The organism is Cuneatibacter sp. NSJ-177, assembly GCF_022867805.1.
Lineage (GTDB): Bacteria > Bacillota > Clostridia > Lachnospirales > Lachnospiraceae > Pseudolachnospira.
In genome coordinates, this window is sequence record NZ_JALIFO010000015.1 from 145,128 (window position 1) to 161,592 (window position 16,465).

The following is a 16,465-nucleotide window of genomic DNA, read 5'->3' on the forward strand; positions in this document are numbered from 1 at the left end:
GGTGTGGTGGATCTCACCTTTGAGGAGGGCGGGGAAGGAGCGTTTCATCAGTATCCCCACGAGCAGATTTCCTACCTGGTCTCCGGATCCATCGAGTATGAGATCAAAGGCGTGGAGAAGGTGATTCTGCATCCCGGCGACTCCATCTACGTCGCCTCCAATCAAGAGCACGGCTGCCAGGCCCTGGAAAAAAGCCGGCTCTTGGATATTTTTACCCCGATGAGGAAAGATTTTCTCTAAGCGCCTGACTGCCAGGCGGGAACTAAAAATCCCGCCTGGCAGCCATGCTTTTCACTCTTACTTTTTCGATCCCAACAGTTGGAAAAGAGACCAAACTCTATTCTCCCATCTCCTCTCTCCCCATCTGAGACTTGGCGGAGATCAGCCGCTCCCGGCCTTCCACCTTGACCAGGTTTTCCAGCTCCCGCAGAGCGTCCTTCGCGATCGAGGCCTGAGCCTTGCTTCCGCCCTCGATCCATTCCCGCGCCAGCAAAATCGCTTTTTCCTGGTATGTAAAATTTTTTTTACCGATTTCCGTAACGGTTACGGCAGAAAAGACATCATTTTTTCTGTACACCTTGAAAGAACTCTTTCAGGGATGATTTGACTTCTGCCGGAAGCTGACTTTTGGGAACACCTTGAATTGCCCCCTCCAGCGCGTAGAGGCAGTGAAGGCAGACGGAGGGATCCGTTTCCCGGAGCTTCAGCCAGGCGCCCCGGCTTCCGATGGTCCTTAGCTGTTCATAAGTTAAGATACCGGCTTGATTCAACTGTTCTTCTACAACGTTTCCAATGTTCGGCCGTTTGGACAGTTCTCCCATCATATCGCCTCCGATTTTTCTTTCGCCCACTCCCGGCACTTGGCAAGCCTGGGAGCCGGATCATAGCCTTGGTCTGTCCCCATGGCTGCCAGCATTTCACAGGGAAAATCCGGGCATTCGCCGCACAGAATTCCGCATCTCGATTCAAACATCATTCAATTCCCTCTTCCCTTTCGTATTCCGCCTGAAAATCCGTGATCCATTCGGTGAGAGCCCCGGCCAGCCGGAGCTGCTGATCTAAAATCGTCCGGCCGGTCAGGGGAGCCTGCCGCCGCTCCTCCTGCTTTTCTATCAGAAGCGACTCCCACTCTCCGATCCTCTCCTGCATCCTCAAAAGCATCTCCCGCCGGGCGGGCTCGTCCACAAAATTCAGATTCATCACCACTGCGTTGAAATCCAGAAAGACTTTTACGGTCTGGCCGGAGAGATCTTCCATCAGTTGGAGAAAACGCTTTTCCCCGGTCTCAGTGAGACGGTATACCGTCTTTTCCGGCATCTTTCCTTCCCGCATGGGCTCGCCTTTAATATAGCCTTTTTCCTCCATCTGCACGACCTTTTTGTAGATCGACGGCGTGCTGACCTTGACCCATCTTGAGATATTCCGGTACTCTACTTTTTTCTGCAAATCATATGCGCTCTGGGGCTGCTCTTTCAGCATACCGAGCACGACCAAGTCAATCGCTGCCATATTGCCCTCCTGTCTTACAATTTATACTACTATAAGATATAGTATATGTCAAATCCTTTTTGGGGTATCTCGCCAATGCAGACATTCGGAAGAAGTACCGAAAAAAGGGTGAAATCCTCCGACTGGATTTCACCCTCAAGCCTAATTATTTTCGTTTTAAATCTCTTCCCCCTGACCGCAGAGAAGTTTTCGGCTGCATTCATAGAAAGCGGCGATCACGCGGTCATTCGGTCTCAGATTCATGATAAACAGCGGTTTCTTTTTGATATCCGCCGCATAAGGTTCCAGGAATCCCTCCACCTGACGGTATAATTCATCGTCGTCCTCCGGCACGGGCTTTTGTCCCGGCATATAAGGGTCATGCGCGCCGATCAGGATCTCTTCCCCGTAGGTTTTCGCCAGCATCTGTTTGTCATTCATCGGCTGCCCGCCCCACATATCCATGCCGCATTCGATCATGGCCGGCACCAGGCTCTCATTTTTTCCGCAGCTATGAAAATCAAACAGCACATTCCGGCTATGGCAGTGGTCTACAATCTGTTTCATGTAGGGGACCAGCATCTCACGGCAGGTTTCCAGGGAAAAGAACGCGGCCCTCTGGGAACCCCAGTCATCGTGGAAGAACACTGCGTCAATATGGTAATAATCCACAAAATGGTCGATCAGATTCCGATAGTAATCTGTAAGCGCCTGGAAAAGTTCTTTCACATCATCTTGCTGGTCCTCATCGATCAAGGCCACCGCCGCCGCCTCAAAATCCACAAAAGAGATCAGCCGTTCAAACATCCCGCTGAAAATCCAGGCGGTAATCAACCGGTCCGTATTCAGAAACTCCTGGTTTTCCTCCGCGCTTTTTTCCCAGTCCCAACTGTCAATATCCGGGAAGCGCACTTTTTCCTTCCACTGGGAAATATCGCTGAGAAACGGTTTACCCGGCTCTACCATGGAGCCGCCCGCCACTGGAATGTATTTCCACGTGACACCAAAGATATCCGGTCCGCCGACGGGTCCATCGTAGGGCTGGCCCTCCACGACGAAAGCGCGGGCCACGTTGTCGGGATAGATGCGCGGCGCAAAATTAACCGCATCGGATTTCATGGGAATCCACAGAGGATTCTGGTGCTTTGCCGCCCGAATATAATTTTCCCGCGGGCTGATTGGCGGATTCAGAGTAACTTTGCCGCTCTCCCCGTCCTGTATAATCTCATTTTTTGAAAATGGTACTGTCATTGAGTAACCTCCTTCTTTTCCTTATTTAAAAATCCAGCTGCCAAAAGGAATTCCGATCAAGAGAGCCGACAGAGCCAGCGCTGCGATGCCGAGCAGAGAGTGCACCTCAATCTCTTTGGTACTGACCCACTCTTTATTGCCGTGCAGCATTGCGCCTGCCGGGCTGGCGCAGGGCAGCAGGAGGCCGCAGTTGGCGCAGAAACAAATCACCGCCGTCATCATCAAAGGATTGACTCCGATCTGGCTGGCAAACGGATACATGACCGGAACCATGATGGCGCTTGCCACCGTGTTGTTCACCACATTGGTCAAAAGTAACGTTGCGATGGCGACTACCGCCGCGCACAGATACGGACTGGACTCGGCGAAAATCGGTGCGAACAGGGATGTAACCGAAGCGGTAAATCCGGTATCCGCCGAGGACAGCGCTCCTCCGATCATGGTTGCCGTGGCTACCATGAACAGCATCGGCCAGAGGATTCCGCCGTTTGCCAGTTCTTTAAAGGTGAAAATCGGCTTGCCGTCTTTCCCCCGAAGAAATGTGACGAAGCTGACAATCAGCAGGACCATCGCCGTAGTGCCCAGACGGTTCAGAAAAGTCTTTGCGCTTCCGGCAGGCAGGCAGCTGGGAATGATCGTCAGGATAATCAGGGCGATCAGCGCTCCCACCGCGATTTTCTGCCGCTGGTTCAAAGCTTCCGCTTTGCCCACATCAATATTGTCTTTCAGTTTGCCCATATCCGGTTTTAGGATGAAACGGCAGAACAGAAAATAGATCGTCATGGTGCAAACGCACAGCAGTATGCTGAACATCAAATATTGAACGTAATTGTACCCACTGTAGGCTCCCTCGGAGGCTTTGGCCAGAAAACCGAAGTTTGCCACGACGCCGGCCTGAAAAGGAAGGGAAAGAGCTCCCAGGGCATTGAAAAAAATGATCGCACAGACCATCATTTTCGGCCACCGGTCCGCTTTGGTGTATCCCACCTGTGCGCAGATCGTGTAGACCAACTGCCAGCAGATCAAGATTGCGGCAAAACCAGCGCCGAACGCTGCGCAGATCCACGTTGAAAGGCAGATAAACAAGGACAGACGCCAAGGATGGCCTTTGCAGAATTTAGAATTGACCAGACGGTTGACGAAATACTTGGACACCCCGGTGGTTGTGAGCAGAGCGGAAAAGACCAGCAGCCACAAAATCAGCTGAACCGTCCCATTGCTGATCGTCATGGTCAGCGCCTCCGTGACATTGGCCGTGTAGCCGCTAAACCCAAGCAGAACCAGGGCCAAAACGCTGGGCCAGATCATATCACAGTTGATCCATCCCCACAGAGCGCCAAGGAAAATTCCAAGAATCGTCATTCCCATGGCGGTCATAGACCCAAACGGCGGGATGAAGCGGAACAATGCCATGAGTGCCACCACAACAGCACTATTGATATAGTACCTCTTGTTCATCGTGTTTCCTCCTCTTAGCACCTCTAAGTTTTGATATCTTTATCATATAAAAAGTACGGTTTTCTGTAAAGCAACTGCTGAGCGAAAAACCGGTCTATGTGTCAAGCACAAGTTGACACTTCTTTTTTAAGCTGATAAAATAAGAAAATAATAGGGAAGAAATTCCGATCAACACAGAGGAAAACCCGTGGAAACCAGCAAAGGAAGGTTGATTGAAATGCGCCTCGAACAGCTCTATATCTTCCAAAAAATCGCAGAGACCGGTTCCATCCGAAAAGCCAGCGCCACTTTGTACACCACTCCCCAGAATGTCAGTAAAGCCATGATACAACTGGAGGAGGAGTGGAATACCACTTTGTATCTGCGTTCCCGCACAGGGGTCCGGCTCACACAGGAAGGAGAGCAGGCATATGAACTGATTCAGAAAATTTTGGAGGACATCGACGCCCTGAATCAATATTTCCACGTATCCGGCTCCAACTATTTTTCCGACGTCAGGCTTCCGGTATCCATCACCAGCTGCTCCCTCCTGGAACCCTTCGCCACGGGCGCGGTCAACACTCTTTTAGCCGACTATGAAAAGACGCCGATTCAGATTGACAAAAAAGGGAGCGTACAGATCCGCAGCTATCTGTTCGCACTGAACAAAGAAGAGGAAATGCCGGATCTGGTGCTGACCAATGAGATTCCGGAGAAAATGGCGCTGTTCCAGAAAAAGACAGAAAAATACTATGACTGTTATTTTTTGTTTGAGGATGAGCTCTGTCTCCAGGTGCCCAAAAACGATCCTCTGGCCAACTACGATAGAATCCCCCTTTCTGTCCTGGAAGATCTCCCCATGCTCCTCTATACGGGAACTCCGGCGCAGAAGACGGAAAGTGAGCTCATCATCCAGAGCAGAGGGCACGAGCTGAAAAACGTCAGCCGGACCGCCAATATAGAAACTTGCAGCCAAATTGCTCTGAACCGGCATAAATACTGCTTCGTCGGATATCCCAGCGTAGAGTTCCGGCCCATGGCAAATGTAGACTATATTCCTTTGGAGCAGCCGATCACAACGAATCAGATTCTTTTGGTGAAGAAAAAACGAAAAAATAAATCCTTTACCAACGCTTTTATCAAATCCATTGACGATTCCTTCAATATAAAAAAAATATGGTAAGGCAGCGGCATCGTTCTGCCGCGGTCCTTACCACGCCGGATGTTACTCTCCCATCACAGCCAAGATTCCGCTCTCCTCGGCGAGATACTCCCCAACCGCCGGGCTTCCCGCCTCATACCGGCCGTGAAAGTCGCTGCCTCCGGTTAAAAACAGCCGGTATTTCTTTGCGTATTGGCGGATCAGCTGCTCGTCAAGTTCCGAGTTGGAGTGGTGGTGGAGTTCCAGGCCGTCCAGCCCGTGGGAGACCAGTTTCGGGATCAGCTCAAAATTCTGCTGCTGTCCCGGATGCGCCAGCACGGCCAGGCCTCCGGCTCTCTTTACCGCCTCCACCGCCTCGCAGGCGTCCGGATAGCGGATGTCAAAATGGCAGATCCCCCCGTTTTTAAAGGTCCGGTAGTAAAAATCGCCGAACAGTTCTTCGGTGACCCCGGTGTCCATCAAATACTGCATGATGTGCTGCTTGTAGATATACTTCCCGTCCGCCCGAGGCACCCGGTCCAGGTCGATCTCATAGCCGTGATCCTGCAGCACCTGGATCTGCCGCAGAGAATTGGCGTGGCGGGCCAGGAGGGTCGGAAGGGCAAAAGCCTCTACCGCCTCCGGCCAGGCCAGGCGGTAGGCCAGGATGTGCACCCGCACATCCAGCCCGTAATCCCAGGCGGAAAGCTCCACACCGGGAAGCACGCGCAGGTCCGGAAACTCCGGCAGCCGGTCAAAGTGGCTGACCGTATCGTGGTCGGTAATGGCAATGGCGGAAAGTCCCTTTTCCCTCGCCATCTCCACGATGGTCTCGATGCTCTCACTGCCGTCGGAGACCGTGGAATGAATATGCAGATCCGCCTTCATCCGACAAATCCTCCTTCCGAAATGTTAAAGACCCGGTCGCACACGCCGTCCATGAATTCCAGGTCATGGAAGATTCCGATCATGCTGGTGTTGCGGCTTTTCAGGCGCTTCAGCATGTCCTTGACCAGCACCTTGGTCTTATTGTCCAGGGAAGCGGTCGGCTCATCCAGCAGCATCAGCCGCGGATGCTTCACCATGGTGTGGGCCAGGTTCAGGCGCAGCCTTTCCCCGCCGGAAAACGTGCTGGGGTACACATCCCAAAGCTCTTCCGGCAGGCGGAAATAAGAAAGCATCTCCTCTGCCGCCGCCCTCGCCTTCTCTCCATCCTCCCCCATCTCCAAAAGCGCGCCCATCACGTGCTCCTTGGCCGTGGTGCGGGGCATCACGCTGAGGAACTGGGAGACATAGCCGATCTCGTGTTTCCTTAAGAACAGGATCTGCCGCTCCCCGGCCGCGGCCAGATCCACCGGCCCGAAGGCCTTACTGTCATAGACGATCTTTCCGGCGCTGGGCAGGTAGGTGCGGTGAATGCACTTTAGAATCGTGGATTTCCCGGCTCCCGACAGCCCGACGATCCCGATAAATTCCCCTTCGTGAAGCGTAAAGGAAATATCCTGGCAGGACCGGATCTGCTTGTTCTGCTCATATAGAAGAAACTGCTTCCCCAATCCCTCAATCTGCAAAATATCCATTTTTACCTCCTGTATTCCATCCGCACCGTGGGCACGCCGTCCACCAGCACATGGGTGATCACCGGATAACCGTCCAAAAGCTCCACAATCAGAAGATCCGCCTTCTTGCCCACCTCCACCGTGCCGTAGTCCTGATCCAGCCCCATGGCCCGGGCCGGGTTTCTGGTGGCTTTTGCGACCAGCTCCGGCAGATCGCAGCCATACTGCTTCCACATGGTAAAGATGCTGTGGAGGATAGCCGGCGGATAATAGTCGGAGCAGAGGATATCGGCACAGTTCTCCCGGATCGCCTCAGCCGCGGACATGTTTCCGGAGTGGGAACCGCCCAGCAGAATATTGGGCGCGCCGACCACCGTGGCAAAGCCTTTTTCCCTGGCCGCTTTGGCGGTCGCAAGGCTGATGGGGAATTCGCTGATGTCCACGCCGATCTGCCGGTTCAGTTCCAGCTTCTGCACCGTATCGTCATCGTGGGAAGCCACGGCGATCCCGTTTTCGTGGGCCAGAGCCGCCAGCTCCTTCATCTGCTCCAGCGTGATCCGGTCCTTGCCGTCGTGATAGGCCAGGATCTCCTCCATGGTCATGCTCTTGCTCTCCCTGCCGCCGTAGGTGCGGACCGTTTCTTTGTAGACTTCCAGACTCCGGTACTGGCCCTGACCCGGCGTGTGGTCCATGAACGAAATCTCGTGGATCCGTTTTTTCTCGATCATCTCCTTGGCCACTGGAAACGCGTCCACATTGTCAATTTCCAGGCGGAGATGGAAGCGGTGGTGGATCAGATGATAGCGGGTGCGGAGATCTTCGATCAAAGCGGCCATCTGCTCCACACTCTCCTTGGTGCGCAGCGGGCTTTTTCCCAGCAGCTCATCTTTATATAGAGAAAGGGAATGGTACATCATGGTGATGCCCTGACAGAGCAGTTCTCTCTCGCACTCCTTCATGGCCAGCTCAAAATTCAGGCGGGCCGTGGGCCGCGGCAGGATAAACTGTTCAATCCGGTCGGAATGAACATCGATAAAACCCGGCATCAGAAAACGCCCGTGGGCATCGGTCACCGCGCCGGCCCCTTCCAGGGAAACCGACGCATCCTGGATGGCTGAAATTCGGCCGTCCTCTATGAATAAAGTCTTGCCGGTGAGAATCTGATCCGGCAGAACGAGTTTTGCATTTTTTATGGCTCTTAACATGTTTCCTCCTTACAGCATGGAATGGACGAGCTGCTGGGTATAAGCGTGCTGGGGATCTTCCAGCACCTGATCGGTCAGGCCGCTCTCTACGATCTTCCCGTCCAGCATGACCACCGTGCGGTCCGCCAGCATCCGGATCACGGCCAGATCGTGGGAGACCAGCAGGATGGAGATCCCATAGCGGGCCTTGATTTTGCGGATCAGATCCAGGACCTTGGCCTGTACCGAGATATCCAGGCCGGTGGTCACCTCGTCCAGCAGCAGAAGGGAAGGATTATTGGCCAGGGCCTTGGAAATCTGGACCCGCTGCTGCATACCGCCGGAAAAATTCTTCGGGGCCTCCGCCATGCGGGAGGTCAAAATCTCCACCGCCGACAGAAGATCCTGGGCCCGTTCGGTCATGGCCCCGGCATCCCGGCTGCCCGCCGCAATGATTTTCTCGGCAATATTGGCGGCCGCCGAATATTCCATCCGCAGCCCCAAAAGAGGGTTCTGATAGACCATGCCCATCAGGCAGTTCCGGATCCGCCTCTTTTCCGCTGCGCTGGCCTGCCAGATATCCTTTGCGCCGTCCTGGTAGTCCCTCAGATAGGCTGTGCCCTCCGTGGGCTCCAGGTCAAAATACAGGCTCTTCATCAAGGTGGACTTGCCGGAGCCGGATTCCCCGACGATCCCCAGGATTTCCCCCGGATACACTTCCAGGGAAACGTCGTTGGCCGCCCAGACAGTGCCGCATTTCCTGCAGCGGTTTTTTTCCAGGGAAGTCCCGCAGCAGGGGCAGCCCGAACCATAGCGGACCGTCAGATGGCTGACCTTCAGCACCGGTTGTTCAGTGATTGGATTCATGGCGCGCGCGTACCTCCTTGCAGTAGGCAGTGTCGGAGCACTGGTAATACCGTTCCCCGGTCTCTGCATCAAAAATTTCATCCAGATAGGTGTCCTCAGAGCCGCAGAGACGGCATTTGCGGCCGGAAAAATCCTCCCGCTCAAAAGGCACGTCCTCAAAGGCCAGCGGGATTACCTGGGTGTGGGGAGGAATCGCATAAATCTTTTTTTCCCGCCCTGCGCCGAATAAGTACAGGCATTCCGCATCGTTCAGCTTCGGATTGTCAAATTTCGGGATCGGGCTCGGATTCATCACGTACCGCCCTTCCACCATGCAGGGGTACTCGGCGCCGATGGTCACCTTTCCGTACCGGATCAGGCACTCGTAAAGCTGAAGCCAGATACCGGCGTAGTCTTTCTCTGCGTGCATCTTCTTGGTCACTTCTTCCTTGGGTTCGATGACCCGCAGAGGCTCCGGCGTCGGCACCTGCAGCACCAGGATCTGGTTGTTTTTCATCGGCACCTCCGGCACCCGGTGGCGGGTCTGCACGATGGTGGCCTCAGCCGTGTGGATGGTGGTGGGCACATCGGTGCAGAGGGCGACAAACTTTTTAATATTGACTGCGTTCACGCTCTCATCGCTTCCCTGGTCGATCACCTTCAGGACATCCTCCGGGCCGATCAAAGAGAGGGTCAGCTGAATGCCCCCAGTCCCCCAGCCCCGCCCGATGGGCAGTTCCCTGGAGCCAAACGGCACCTGGTAGCCTGGGATCGCCACTGCTTTTAGCACGGAGCGGCGAATCTCCCGTTTGGAACCTTCATCCAAAAAACCGTAATTGTATTCACTCTTCATTGCATCCTCCCTGGCTTTCCTCATCCGCCCCATGTTCCGCTTCGCCGCTCGCCTGCGGTTTCTTCCTGGTTTTGCGCACCGCATCCAGCTTGGACTGGAAGGTCACGTAGTGGGGCAGTTTCAGATGGGAGATAAATCCGTTCATCTCCAGGCTGTCCCCGTGCATCAGGACAAATTCCTCATCCCTGGCCGGGAAATCGCCGGGCAGATCCAGCTCCCGGTCCACCACGGACATGGCGATGGCCTTGTTCTCATTCCGGCCAAACACGACGCCGTAGCCGTCCGCCAGTTTCATCTCTTTTTCTCCGTCCGCTTCGGAGAAGCATTCCACCTCTGTGATCAGGATCTCGCCGATCCAGATGCTCTCCCCTTCCCCAAAGGGGTAGTCCACCAAAAGCTCCACATACCCGGTCCGAAGCTCCCCGACGGTCGGATGGATCGCCCCGAATCCCCGGAGCACCGAGTAGGCCAGCCCGCCCAGAAATCCGGTGTCGGCGCGGGCCAATGTCTGAAGCCTGGCGCTGCGGGGGGCGGGAAATTCCAGCATCTGCTCCGTCACGTCAAAAGGTTCGGAATCGTCCGGCTCATACGTGTCGATCAGCCCTTCTTTTTTCAGGGTGTCCGAGACACGGGGGCAGGCCTTCGGCGGTTGCGGCTCCTGGCATTCCAGCTCCTCCCGGACCCGGCGCAGCAGCTCCATCGGATCCTCGTTTTTCAGATCAAAGTGGATCAGGCGGTGGGTATAGTCATAGGTAGCTCCCAAAATTTGGCCGCCCTGGATATCCTTAAAAGCTGCGGAGATCCGGCGGATGATCCGCATATCATCCGTATCGGCCGTCTGGGTATAGTAATTCCGCGGCAGGGTGGACCGGTAAGCGCGCAGCAGGAAAACTGCTTCCTCCACACAGCCCTCGCACTGCTTCAGCACCAGGGCCGCATAGTCCGGCGCGTAAAGCCCGGCTTCCCCCATGACCCGGTCGATCAAAAGGCCCAGCTTCTGCTGCACCGCGGAGAGCTCCAGTTCCTGCCCGCCGCCGGCGCGGCAATGATCCAGCAGCCGGATGCTGGCCTCAATGGCCTCCTGCCCGCCTGAGACAGCTACATATCCCATTTCTTTTCCTCCTTCCGGACCAGCCGCGGCAGCGCCATCAACCTGTGCTGCGAATCGATGAACAGAAAATCAATTCCCTGGGGATACTCGTAGGCCTGCTCCTTTCGCAAAAGCAGGGCTCTCACCACATCCGGCGAAGCGGCAAGCTCCGCCAGATCCCGGATGCCAGGCCCGGACAGGGCGATGAACTCCGAACCCAGGATCTCCGTCCGCACGATCAGCGTCGCGCTTTTGTGGGGATCCCGCAGGCTGCCGCACTTGGCATTTTGAACCGCCTGTTCCAGCTGCTCCCCATCGGTGAGAAACAGGAAATCCGCCTCGGAGATATCTGCATTCCGGCACAGGGTCAGCTGGGAGATCTGGCCGGAAAGCACGCCGTCCTCCCCGGCCCAAAAGCTGACCTCATTGTCCAGGAAAGTCATGGCCAAGGCCAGGAGAGCCGGCTCCTCCCCAAACATTTTGCCGGCAGGGGCCGCCAGATCCACCAGGCGGCCTGGATTGGCCATGGCCTCCAGCACCAGGCGGAACACGTTTTGAGAATCAAACACCTCGTCAAACTGGTGTATTTTTTGTATCTTTGTATTCATGCTTCCTCCGCATCCATGGCGGTAAAGCTGACCATGGTATTCAAATACAGTGCATTTTCCTTTTCTGTCTCTGCGGTCTGGGCCGCCTCCAGGATAAGGAGCGCATCCTCCTCCTGAAAGATCCCCGCGTTCACCGCGGCGTCCAGGACCGCCATGTCCAGGACCTTTTCAAAGTCATCGCCCATGGTCACGGCCGTGCCTTTGGTCTGCCCCAGCAAAACAGAGGCTTCGCAGACAATCACCTCGCCCAGATAAAACAGGCTTTCCTTCACCGGTTCCCGCATCCGGATCATGGCCAAGGACTTGGCCGGTTCCTTGATCACGGTGATCCGCTGTTTTTCTTTATAGGGGGCTGCCAGAGCAGACACCTGCTGCCGCGAGGCTCTTCCCAAAATCCGAAAGAATCGTTTCTTCTCCATTCTTTCTCCTTCCTTTATTTCACTTTTGCCTTTATCTTCGTCGACACGGTCTCCAGCAAAATGACGGCAATCACAATCATGTAAGTCAAAAAGCCCATCTCATGGAGATCCAGATAGAAGCTTCCGGCCATAAATACGTTGTAGCCGATGCCCCCGGCCCCGGCGGCCGCGCCCATGGCCACGGCGTTGGTAAAGTTAATTTCAAAGCGCATAAACGTCCATGCGACCATATAGCTGGCCGTGGCAGGCCAGACGGCCTGAAACACAATCTGCCAGAAATTTGCGCCGCTGGCTTTCAGGGCTTCGATGGTCCCCGCCTCCATCTCCTCGATGGATTCCGCATAGCACTTGGTCAGGTAGCTGATGCTGTGGAAGGAGAGGCCGATCACAGCAGCCACGCTTCCAAGCCCCGCCGACACGGCAAAGATCAAAACCCAGAGCACCGTCGGCACGGCGCGGATCACAGCCACAAAGCCTTTGACCACCGCAGCCACCTTGGAATTGGCCATATTCTTGGCGCAGAGCAGGGATAAAAACAGGGCCGCAGCCGCGCCGATCCCAGTGGAAAGGGCGCCCAGGCAGAAGGTGATCAACAGTTGGTAGAGCGCCCCGCCGAAGGTGTCATAGGTCAGCTCTGGCTGAAAAAACACCGTGCCGATGTTGTGGAACGTGCTTTGGACTGCCTCGGTCAGATCAATCTGCTTATAGCGGAAGGTGGCAAACGCCAGGACAGTCAGCAAGATCAGGACAATCCACACCAGGCGGACCGTCACGTTTGACCGGCTCTTGCTTTTGATCCGGATGGATCCTTTGCGGCTTTTTTCCATTTTTCCCAGATACCGGGCCGGATCCATGCCGAGAAAAACCCCGTTTCCAGCTGCTTCGTTCATCATAAAATTGCCCTCCTTACCCGATTGGATATTGTTTCAATCAACAGGACCAGAACCACGATGGACAGCACAACCAGGCTGGCCGTCGGATATTCCAGGCGCTTGTAGTACAGGTCAAACAGGTAGCCGATCCCGGTGCCGGTCAAAATCCCGATCAGTGTGGAACTGCGGATGTTGGTCTCAATCATATATAAGATCCAGGTCATCAGCCCGCTCATGGCCGACGGGATCACCCCCTGGAAAACAATCGGGAAAAAGCTTGCCCCGGTGGAGGTCAACGCTTCCACACAGGAGGCGCTGACCTCGTCCACAGTCTCGATAAACGCGCGGGTCAAAAGCCCAAAGGTGGTAAAGAACAGGGCAAAAAAGCCGGTCAAGATGTTCTGCCCAAAGGAAAACATCAAAAGGATCGACCAGACCACATCCGGCACGTTCCGGAAGAAAGCGGCCACGATCCGCACCAGGCGGGGGAACAGGCGCCCGCGCCCGGTGGTTTTTGATCCGGCCAGGCTGAATAAAAAGGCAAGCACCGCGGCCAAAACCGTCACGGCCACCGAGAGCATGGCTGTCTCATAGAGCCGGGAAAGAACCTTGGGAAGTCTGGTCAGAGCCTGTTCATCGGGGATCAGGTTCTGACCCATCCAGACCAGGGCGCGGGGAATGGAAGAGATTCCGTCCGCCAGGCTGAACCCGGTCAGTGCCGAGGAAAAAACAAACAGGCCGAGGACACACGCTGCAAAGAGCAGATCCGTTCGCCTGCGTTTCCGGAAAAAATCCGGCGTGCCCTTGGCGCAGCCCTGCTGTTTTTCCATCTGATCTTGTGCTTTTTCCATGCTACACCGCCCTTTCCGCCCGGTCGGTGATCAGTGCGCCGGACCTGGACTGATAAATCTGATGGATGGTTTCCTGATCCAGCCGGGACGCCGGCCCGTCGTAGACCACATGGCCGGCGGTGATCCCGATGATCCGCTCCGAATACTGCATGGCCACGTCTACCTGGTGGAGGTTCAGGATGCAGGTGATCTTCATGGTCTGGTTAATCTCCTTTAACTGATCCATGATCACTTTGGAGGAACTGGGATCCAAGGAGGCGATGGGCTCGTCGCAGAGAATCAGGCGCGGCCTCTGCATGATGGCGCGGGCAATGCCGACTCTTTGCTTCTGCCCGCCGGACAGCTCGTCGCAGCGCTTGTAAGCCTGCTCCGCCAGCCCCAGTTTTTCCAGGATGGCAAACGCTTCCACCTTTTCTTCCTCGCTGTAGTGGCCGATCATACCGGCCAGGGTTCCTTTCTGGCCGAGCCGGCCGTGAAGGACATTTTCCATGACGCTGAGGCGCTCCACCAGGTTGTAATGCTGGAAGATCATCCCGGTTTTCGTGCGCACCCGGCGCAGCCCCTTTTTGTCAAGCCCGGTGACGTCCTCCCCGTCAAAGAAAACGGCGCCCTGCGTCGCGTCCACCAAACGGTTGATGCAGCGCAGCAGCGTCGATTTTCCTGCCCCCGAAGGGCCGATGACAGAGACAAACTCGCCTTCCTCGACAGCAAAAGACACATCCTCCAGCGCCTTAGTACCGGCCCCATAGATTTTGCTGACATGTTTTAATTCGAGAATCGGCATGTGTTTCTCCTTATTTCAATTCGCGGACCGGATCATACCAAGAATCATCCACCAATACAATCTTTTCCTTGTCGGTTTTCTCAAACATTCCCACCAGGCCCGATTCCTCCGTGACAAAAATCTGCGGATTGGCGGCCACCTCGTCGCTGGTAAAAAGATCCTGAATCTTTTTCACCTCATCGGCGCTTAAGGTCTCGCTATTGTAGGCAAAAGGCCCGTTTAAAACCGGCGTGGATTTGATGATCGTGAATTCTTTTCCGGTCAGCGTATCAAAAGGCGCCGATGCGTCTGATTTCACCTGATAAACCGCATCCGGATAGTTCTCTTTTCCAGAAACACAGTCCGCATAGGGGCGCAGCTCCGTATCGCAGAATGCGGCGATGTCAGCCTTTCCGGTGAGCAGGTTCACCGCAGAGCCTTGGTGGGACCCGCCGAATAAAACCTCCGAGAAGAAGTCGTTGCTTTCAATCAGGTTGTCGGCGCTGATCTCTTTCCACTGGTCGGTTTGGCTGAAATGTTCGATGATGGAATTGGTCGGCACCTTAAAGCCGGAGGTGGAGGAATTGGAGACAAAGGACATCCGTTTCCCCTCGATGTTGTCCAAGGAATATTCCTCGCCATCTTTATAGGAAGCCTCATCCCCTTTGTTCACGCAGAGCCAGCTGTAATACAAGGCATCATCCAGGGTTCCCGATGCACCGCTGTTGACAAACAGAGGAAGGACCGCCGGATTTTTTGCGTTGGCCTCCACATAGCCCTGGGCTCCCATGAAGCAGATCTGGGCGGATCCGGACGCCACGGATTCAATGGCAATGGCGTAGTCGGTGGTCAGTTTCTGCTCCACTTCCCTGCCGGTAGCCTGGGTGATCAGCTTGGCAAATTCATCGCGGGCCGCCTGATAATCCGAGGCGGATTCATTGGGGTACCATACCATGACGATTTTTTCCCCGGAGGAGGCGGAAGCGGTGGACTTTGACACATCTTCTTTGGTTGCCGAGGAAGCCGCGCCAGCGGTGTTTCCGGCGGAACTCGTTTCGCCGGAGGCCGTCTCGGCTGACGTTTTGGCGGAAGCCGTCGTGGTTCCTTCCCCGGAACCGCAGGCGGCAAGGCCCAGCGCCATCACCGCCGTCAACATGAGGCTAAGAGCTTTCTTCATGAAAATACATCTCCTTTTCATTTCTCTTCTTTTCTTCGATTGGATACGCGTTCAGTATAGCATCCGGAGATTTTCGGCGACACCGCGGTAGGGTTAAAGGAAATTTAAACTTTGGTAAAAAAGGAAGGAGAAAAGAAAAGAGACGGTAAAGAAGGACCGATCCGCGCAGAGCCCCCCGATCTGGTGTAAATCGGGGTAGGGAAATCGAAGTACCTATCTTTCCGTGCTGGGAAAATAAAGATGGCAAAGGAAGAGGAAAAATAGTATAATTACCGAAAAAGGAACCAAGGAGGGATTCTGATGCCAAACCCGATCGCCGCCATCTATCTGGACAATGGAAAGATCATCCGCATTGAACTTTTGCCGCAGGCCGCCCCCAACACGGTCAACAGTTTTCTCTATGCCGCCAGACACAAAATTTTTGATGACCACGCCATCGAGCGGATTGTACCGGAGGACTGGATCGATGTGAGCTACACCGGGTTCGGCAAGCCGGAGGGGCAGTATCTGATCCCCAATGAATTCCGGCTCCACCCAGAGGCCGAGCCTTTGGACTCCGACTTCGGCTGTGTCTGTATGGGCGGCGACGGGGATCGGTGCCTGTCGGGCTGTGAGTTCTTTTTCCCGCTGAGGCCGTGTCCGGAGCACAAGGGGATGTATCCCGTATTCGGCCGGGTCATCGAAGGAAAGGAAGAGCTGCTTCGCCTGAAAAGCCTGGAGCTGGAGCCGGTTCATCTGGAGGAATTTCCACAGGTAAAAATCAACCGGCCGGTAATTCCGCAGAAGATCGTGAAGGTGGAGATCGAATTATTCGGCCAGGAATACCCGGACCCGGTTCTCTTTCAGCCGGAGGATCCGCAAAACAAAGCCTGTGAGTAGTGAAAACCCTGTGTGCGCTTTGCGCGTACTTGCGCCGGCGGAATCTT

20 protein-coding genes and 1 pseudogene are annotated in these 16,465 nt (G+C 55.0%); 3 read left to right on the forward strand and 18 right to left on the reverse strand.

What is annotated here, in order from left to right; genetic code table 11:
* Window positions 1–3: 3 nt before the first annotated feature.
* The gene (locus MUB23_RS18385; protein ID WP_244802218.1) at window positions 4–240 is read left to right on the forward strand and encodes a cupin domain-containing protein; all 237 of its coding nucleotides are present in this window, start codon (window positions 4–6) and stop codon (window positions 238–240) included.
* Between the two features lie 97 nt (window positions 241–337).
* Here MUB23_RS18385 and MUB23_RS18390 read toward each other — a convergent pair whose 3' ends face one another.
* The 6 genes and pseudogenes from MUB23_RS18390 to MUB23_RS18415 all read right to left on the reverse strand — a co-directional run bounded on the left by MUB23_RS18390 (window position 338) and on the right by MUB23_RS18415 (window position 4,197).
* The gene (locus MUB23_RS18390; RefSeq protein WP_244802219.1) at window positions 338–577 is read right to left on the reverse strand and encodes a hypothetical protein; all 240 of its coding nucleotides are present in this window, start codon (window positions 575–577) and stop codon (window positions 338–340) included.
* Window positions 561–824: a TfoX/Sxy family protein gene (locus MUB23_RS18395; RefSeq protein ID WP_330641942.1), complete on the reverse strand. Its 264-nt coding sequence runs from the start codon at window positions 822–824 to the stop codon at window positions 561–563. Before MUB23_RS18395 ends, MUB23_RS18390 begins: the two co-directional genes overlap by 17 nt.
* Window positions 821–946 (reverse strand): annotated as a pseudogene (locus MUB23_RS18400) (DUF3795 domain-containing protein); the annotation flags it as partial. The gene MUB23_RS18395 and the pseudogene MUB23_RS18400, both read right to left, overlap by 4 nt.
* A 26-nt stretch (window positions 947–972) precedes the next feature.
* A complete protein-coding gene (locus tag MUB23_RS18405) occupies window positions 973–1,509 on the reverse strand; it encodes a PadR family transcriptional regulator (protein WP_244802221.1) in 537 nt (178 codons plus the stop codon).
* A gap of 156 nt (window positions 1,510–1,665) precedes the next feature.
* On the reverse strand, window positions 1,666–2,739 hold the full coding sequence (locus MUB23_RS18410) for a uroporphyrinogen decarboxylase family protein (RefSeq protein ID WP_244802222.1): 1,074 nt from the start codon (window positions 2,737–2,739) through the stop codon (window positions 1,666–1,668).
* Between the two features lie 21 nt (window positions 2,740–2,760).
* On the reverse strand, window positions 2,761–4,197 hold the full coding sequence (locus tag MUB23_RS18415; protein WP_244802223.1) for an SLC13 family permease: 1,437 nt from the start codon (window positions 4,195–4,197) through the stop codon (window positions 2,761–2,763).
* A gap of 187 nt (window positions 4,198–4,384) precedes the next feature.
* Between MUB23_RS18415 and MUB23_RS18420 the strand changes: the two genes are divergently transcribed.
* Window positions 4,385–5,359 carry a LysR family transcriptional regulator gene (locus MUB23_RS18420; RefSeq protein ID WP_244802224.1) on the forward strand — a complete coding sequence of 325 codons (975 nt, stop codon included), beginning with the start codon at window positions 4,385–4,387 and terminating at the stop codon, window positions 5,357–5,359.
* A 42-nt stretch (window positions 5,360–5,401) separates the two neighbouring features.
* Here MUB23_RS18420 and MUB23_RS18425 read toward each other — a convergent pair whose 3' ends face one another.
* The 12 genes from MUB23_RS18425 to MUB23_RS18480 are packed head-to-tail and all read right to left on the reverse strand — an operon-like array spanning window position 5,402 to window position 15,539.
* The gene (locus MUB23_RS18425; RefSeq protein WP_244802225.1) at window positions 5,402–6,205 is read right to left on the reverse strand and encodes a PHP domain-containing protein; all 804 of its coding nucleotides are present in this window, start codon (window positions 6,203–6,205) and stop codon (window positions 5,402–5,404) included.
* Entirely contained in the window at window positions 6,202–6,897 is a 696-nt protein-coding gene (locus tag MUB23_RS18430; RefSeq protein WP_244802226.1) for a phosphonate C-P lyase system protein PhnL, read from the reverse strand. Before MUB23_RS18430 ends, MUB23_RS18425 begins: the two co-directional genes overlap by 4 nt.
* Window positions 6,898–6,899: 2 nt before the next feature.
* Window positions 6,900–8,081, reverse strand: a complete 1,182-nt coding sequence (phnM, locus tag MUB23_RS18435) for a phosphonate metabolism protein PhnM (RefSeq protein WP_244802227.1) — start codon at window positions 8,079–8,081, stop codon at window positions 6,900–6,902.
* A 9-nt stretch (window positions 8,082–8,090) separates the two neighbouring features.
* Window positions 8,091–8,927 (reverse strand): ATP-binding cassette domain-containing protein, encoded by an 837-nt coding sequence (locus tag MUB23_RS18440; protein ID WP_244802228.1) that lies wholly within the window; start codon window positions 8,925–8,927, stop codon window positions 8,091–8,093.
* Entirely contained in the window at window positions 8,911–9,759 is an 849-nt protein-coding gene (locus MUB23_RS18445; protein ID WP_244802229.1) for an alpha-D-ribose 1-methylphosphonate 5-phosphate C-P-lyase PhnJ, read from the reverse strand. Before MUB23_RS18445 ends, MUB23_RS18440 begins: the two co-directional genes overlap by 17 nt.
* On the reverse strand, window positions 9,749–10,870 hold the full coding sequence (locus MUB23_RS18450; RefSeq protein WP_244802230.1) for a carbon-phosphorus lyase complex subunit PhnI: 1,122 nt from the start codon (window positions 10,868–10,870) through the stop codon (window positions 9,749–9,751). The genes MUB23_RS18445 and MUB23_RS18450 overlap by 11 nt, the downstream gene beginning before the upstream one ends.
* Entirely contained in the window at window positions 10,858–11,457 is a 600-nt protein-coding gene (gene phnH / locus MUB23_RS18455; protein WP_244802231.1) for a phosphonate C-P lyase system protein PhnH, read from the reverse strand. The genes MUB23_RS18450 and phnH overlap by 13 nt, the downstream gene beginning before the upstream one ends.
* On the reverse strand, window positions 11,454–11,876 hold the full coding sequence (locus tag MUB23_RS18460) for a phosphonate C-P lyase system protein PhnG (RefSeq protein ID WP_244802232.1): 423 nt from the start codon (window positions 11,874–11,876) through the stop codon (window positions 11,454–11,456). The genes phnH and MUB23_RS18460 overlap by 4 nt, the downstream gene beginning before the upstream one ends.
* Window positions 11,877–11,890: 14 nt before the next feature.
* Window positions 11,891–12,769, reverse strand: coding sequence for a PhnE/PtxC family ABC transporter permease (locus MUB23_RS18465; protein WP_244802233.1), 879 nt, complete (start codon window positions 12,767–12,769; stop codon window positions 11,891–11,893).
* The gene (locus tag MUB23_RS18470; RefSeq protein WP_244802234.1) at window positions 12,766–13,599 is read right to left on the reverse strand and encodes a PhnE/PtxC family ABC transporter permease; all 834 of its coding nucleotides are present in this window, start codon (window positions 13,597–13,599) and stop codon (window positions 12,766–12,768) included. Before MUB23_RS18470 ends, MUB23_RS18465 begins: the two co-directional genes overlap by 4 nt.
* A gap of 1 nt (window position 13,600) precedes the next feature.
* A complete protein-coding gene (phnC, locus tag MUB23_RS18475) occupies window positions 13,601–14,383 on the reverse strand; it encodes a phosphonate ABC transporter ATP-binding protein (RefSeq protein ID WP_244802235.1) in 783 nt (260 codons plus the stop codon).
* Window positions 14,384–14,393: 10 nt separating this feature from the next.
* Window positions 14,394–15,539, reverse strand: coding sequence for a PhnD/SsuA/transferrin family substrate-binding protein (locus tag MUB23_RS18480; RefSeq protein WP_244802236.1), 1,146 nt, complete (start codon window positions 15,537–15,539; stop codon window positions 14,394–14,396).
* A 300-nt stretch (window positions 15,540–15,839) separates the two neighbouring features.
* Here MUB23_RS18480 and MUB23_RS18485 point away from each other — a divergent pair, with 300 nt between their 5' ends.
* Window positions 15,840–16,418, forward strand: a complete 579-nt coding sequence (locus MUB23_RS18485; RefSeq protein ID WP_244802237.1) for a peptidylprolyl isomerase — start codon at window positions 15,840–15,842, stop codon at window positions 16,416–16,418.
* The last annotated feature ends 47 nt before the right edge of the window (window positions 16,419–16,465 follow it).

Bases quoted from the DNA above. Each gene is read 5' to 3' on its own strand.
- MUB23_RS18395 (WP_330641942.1), bottom strand. From the start codon at position 824: ATGATGGGAGAACTGTCCAAACGGCCGAACATTGGAAACGTTGTAGAA.
- MUB23_RS18405 (WP_244802221.1), bottom strand. From the start codon at position 1,509: ATGGCAGCGATTGACTTGGTCGTGCTCGGTATGCTGAAAGAGCAGCCC.
- MUB23_RS18410 (WP_244802222.1), bottom strand. From the start codon at position 2,739: ATGACAGTACCATTTTCAAAAAATGAGATTATACAGGACGGGGAGAGC.
- MUB23_RS18415 (WP_244802223.1), bottom strand. From the start codon at position 4,197: ATGAACAAGAGGTACTATATCAATAGTGCTGTTGTGGTGGCACTCATG.
- MUB23_RS18425 (WP_244802225.1), bottom strand. From the start codon at position 6,205: ATGAAGGCGGATCTGCATATTCATTCCACGGTCTCCGACGGCAGTGAG.
- MUB23_RS18430 (WP_244802226.1), bottom strand. From the start codon at position 6,897: ATGGATATTTTGCAGATTGAGGGATTGGGGAAGCAGTTTCTTCTATAT.
- phnM (WP_244802227.1), bottom strand. From the start codon at position 8,081: ATGTTAAGAGCCATAAAAAATGCAAAACTCGTTCTGCCGGATCAGATT.
- MUB23_RS18440 (WP_244802228.1), bottom strand. From the start codon at position 8,927: ATGAATCCAATCACTGAACAACCGGTGCTGAAGGTCAGCCATCTGACG.
- MUB23_RS18445 (WP_244802229.1), bottom strand. From the start codon at position 9,759: ATGAAGAGTGAATACAATTACGGTTTTTTGGATGAAGGTTCCAAACGG.
- MUB23_RS18450 (WP_244802230.1), bottom strand. From the start codon at position 10,870: ATGGGATATGTAGCTGTCTCAGGCGGGCAGGAGGCCATTGAGGCCAGC.
- phnH (WP_244802231.1), bottom strand. From the start codon at position 11,457: ATGAATACAAAGATACAAAAAATACACCAGTTTGACGAGGTGTTTGAT.
- MUB23_RS18460 (WP_244802232.1), bottom strand. From the start codon at position 11,876: ATGGAGAAGAAACGATTCTTTCGGATTTTGGGAAGAGCCTCGCGGCAG.
- MUB23_RS18465 (WP_244802233.1), bottom strand. From the start codon at position 12,769: ATGATGAACGAAGCAGCTGGAAACGGGGTTTTTCTCGGCATGGATCCG.
- MUB23_RS18470 (WP_244802234.1), bottom strand. From the start codon at position 13,599: ATGGAAAAAGCACAAGATCAGATGGAAAAACAGCAGGGCTGCGCCAAG.
- phnC (WP_244802235.1), bottom strand. From the start codon at position 14,383: ATGCCGATTCTCGAATTAAAACATGTCAGCAAAATCTATGGGGCCGGT.
- MUB23_RS18480 (WP_244802236.1), bottom strand. From the start codon at position 15,539: ATGAAGAAAGCTCTTAGCCTCATGTTGACGGCGGTGATGGCGCTGGGC.
- MUB23_RS18485 (WP_244802237.1), top strand. From the start codon at position 15,840: ATGCCAAACCCGATCGCCGCCATCTATCTGGACAATGGAAAGATCATC.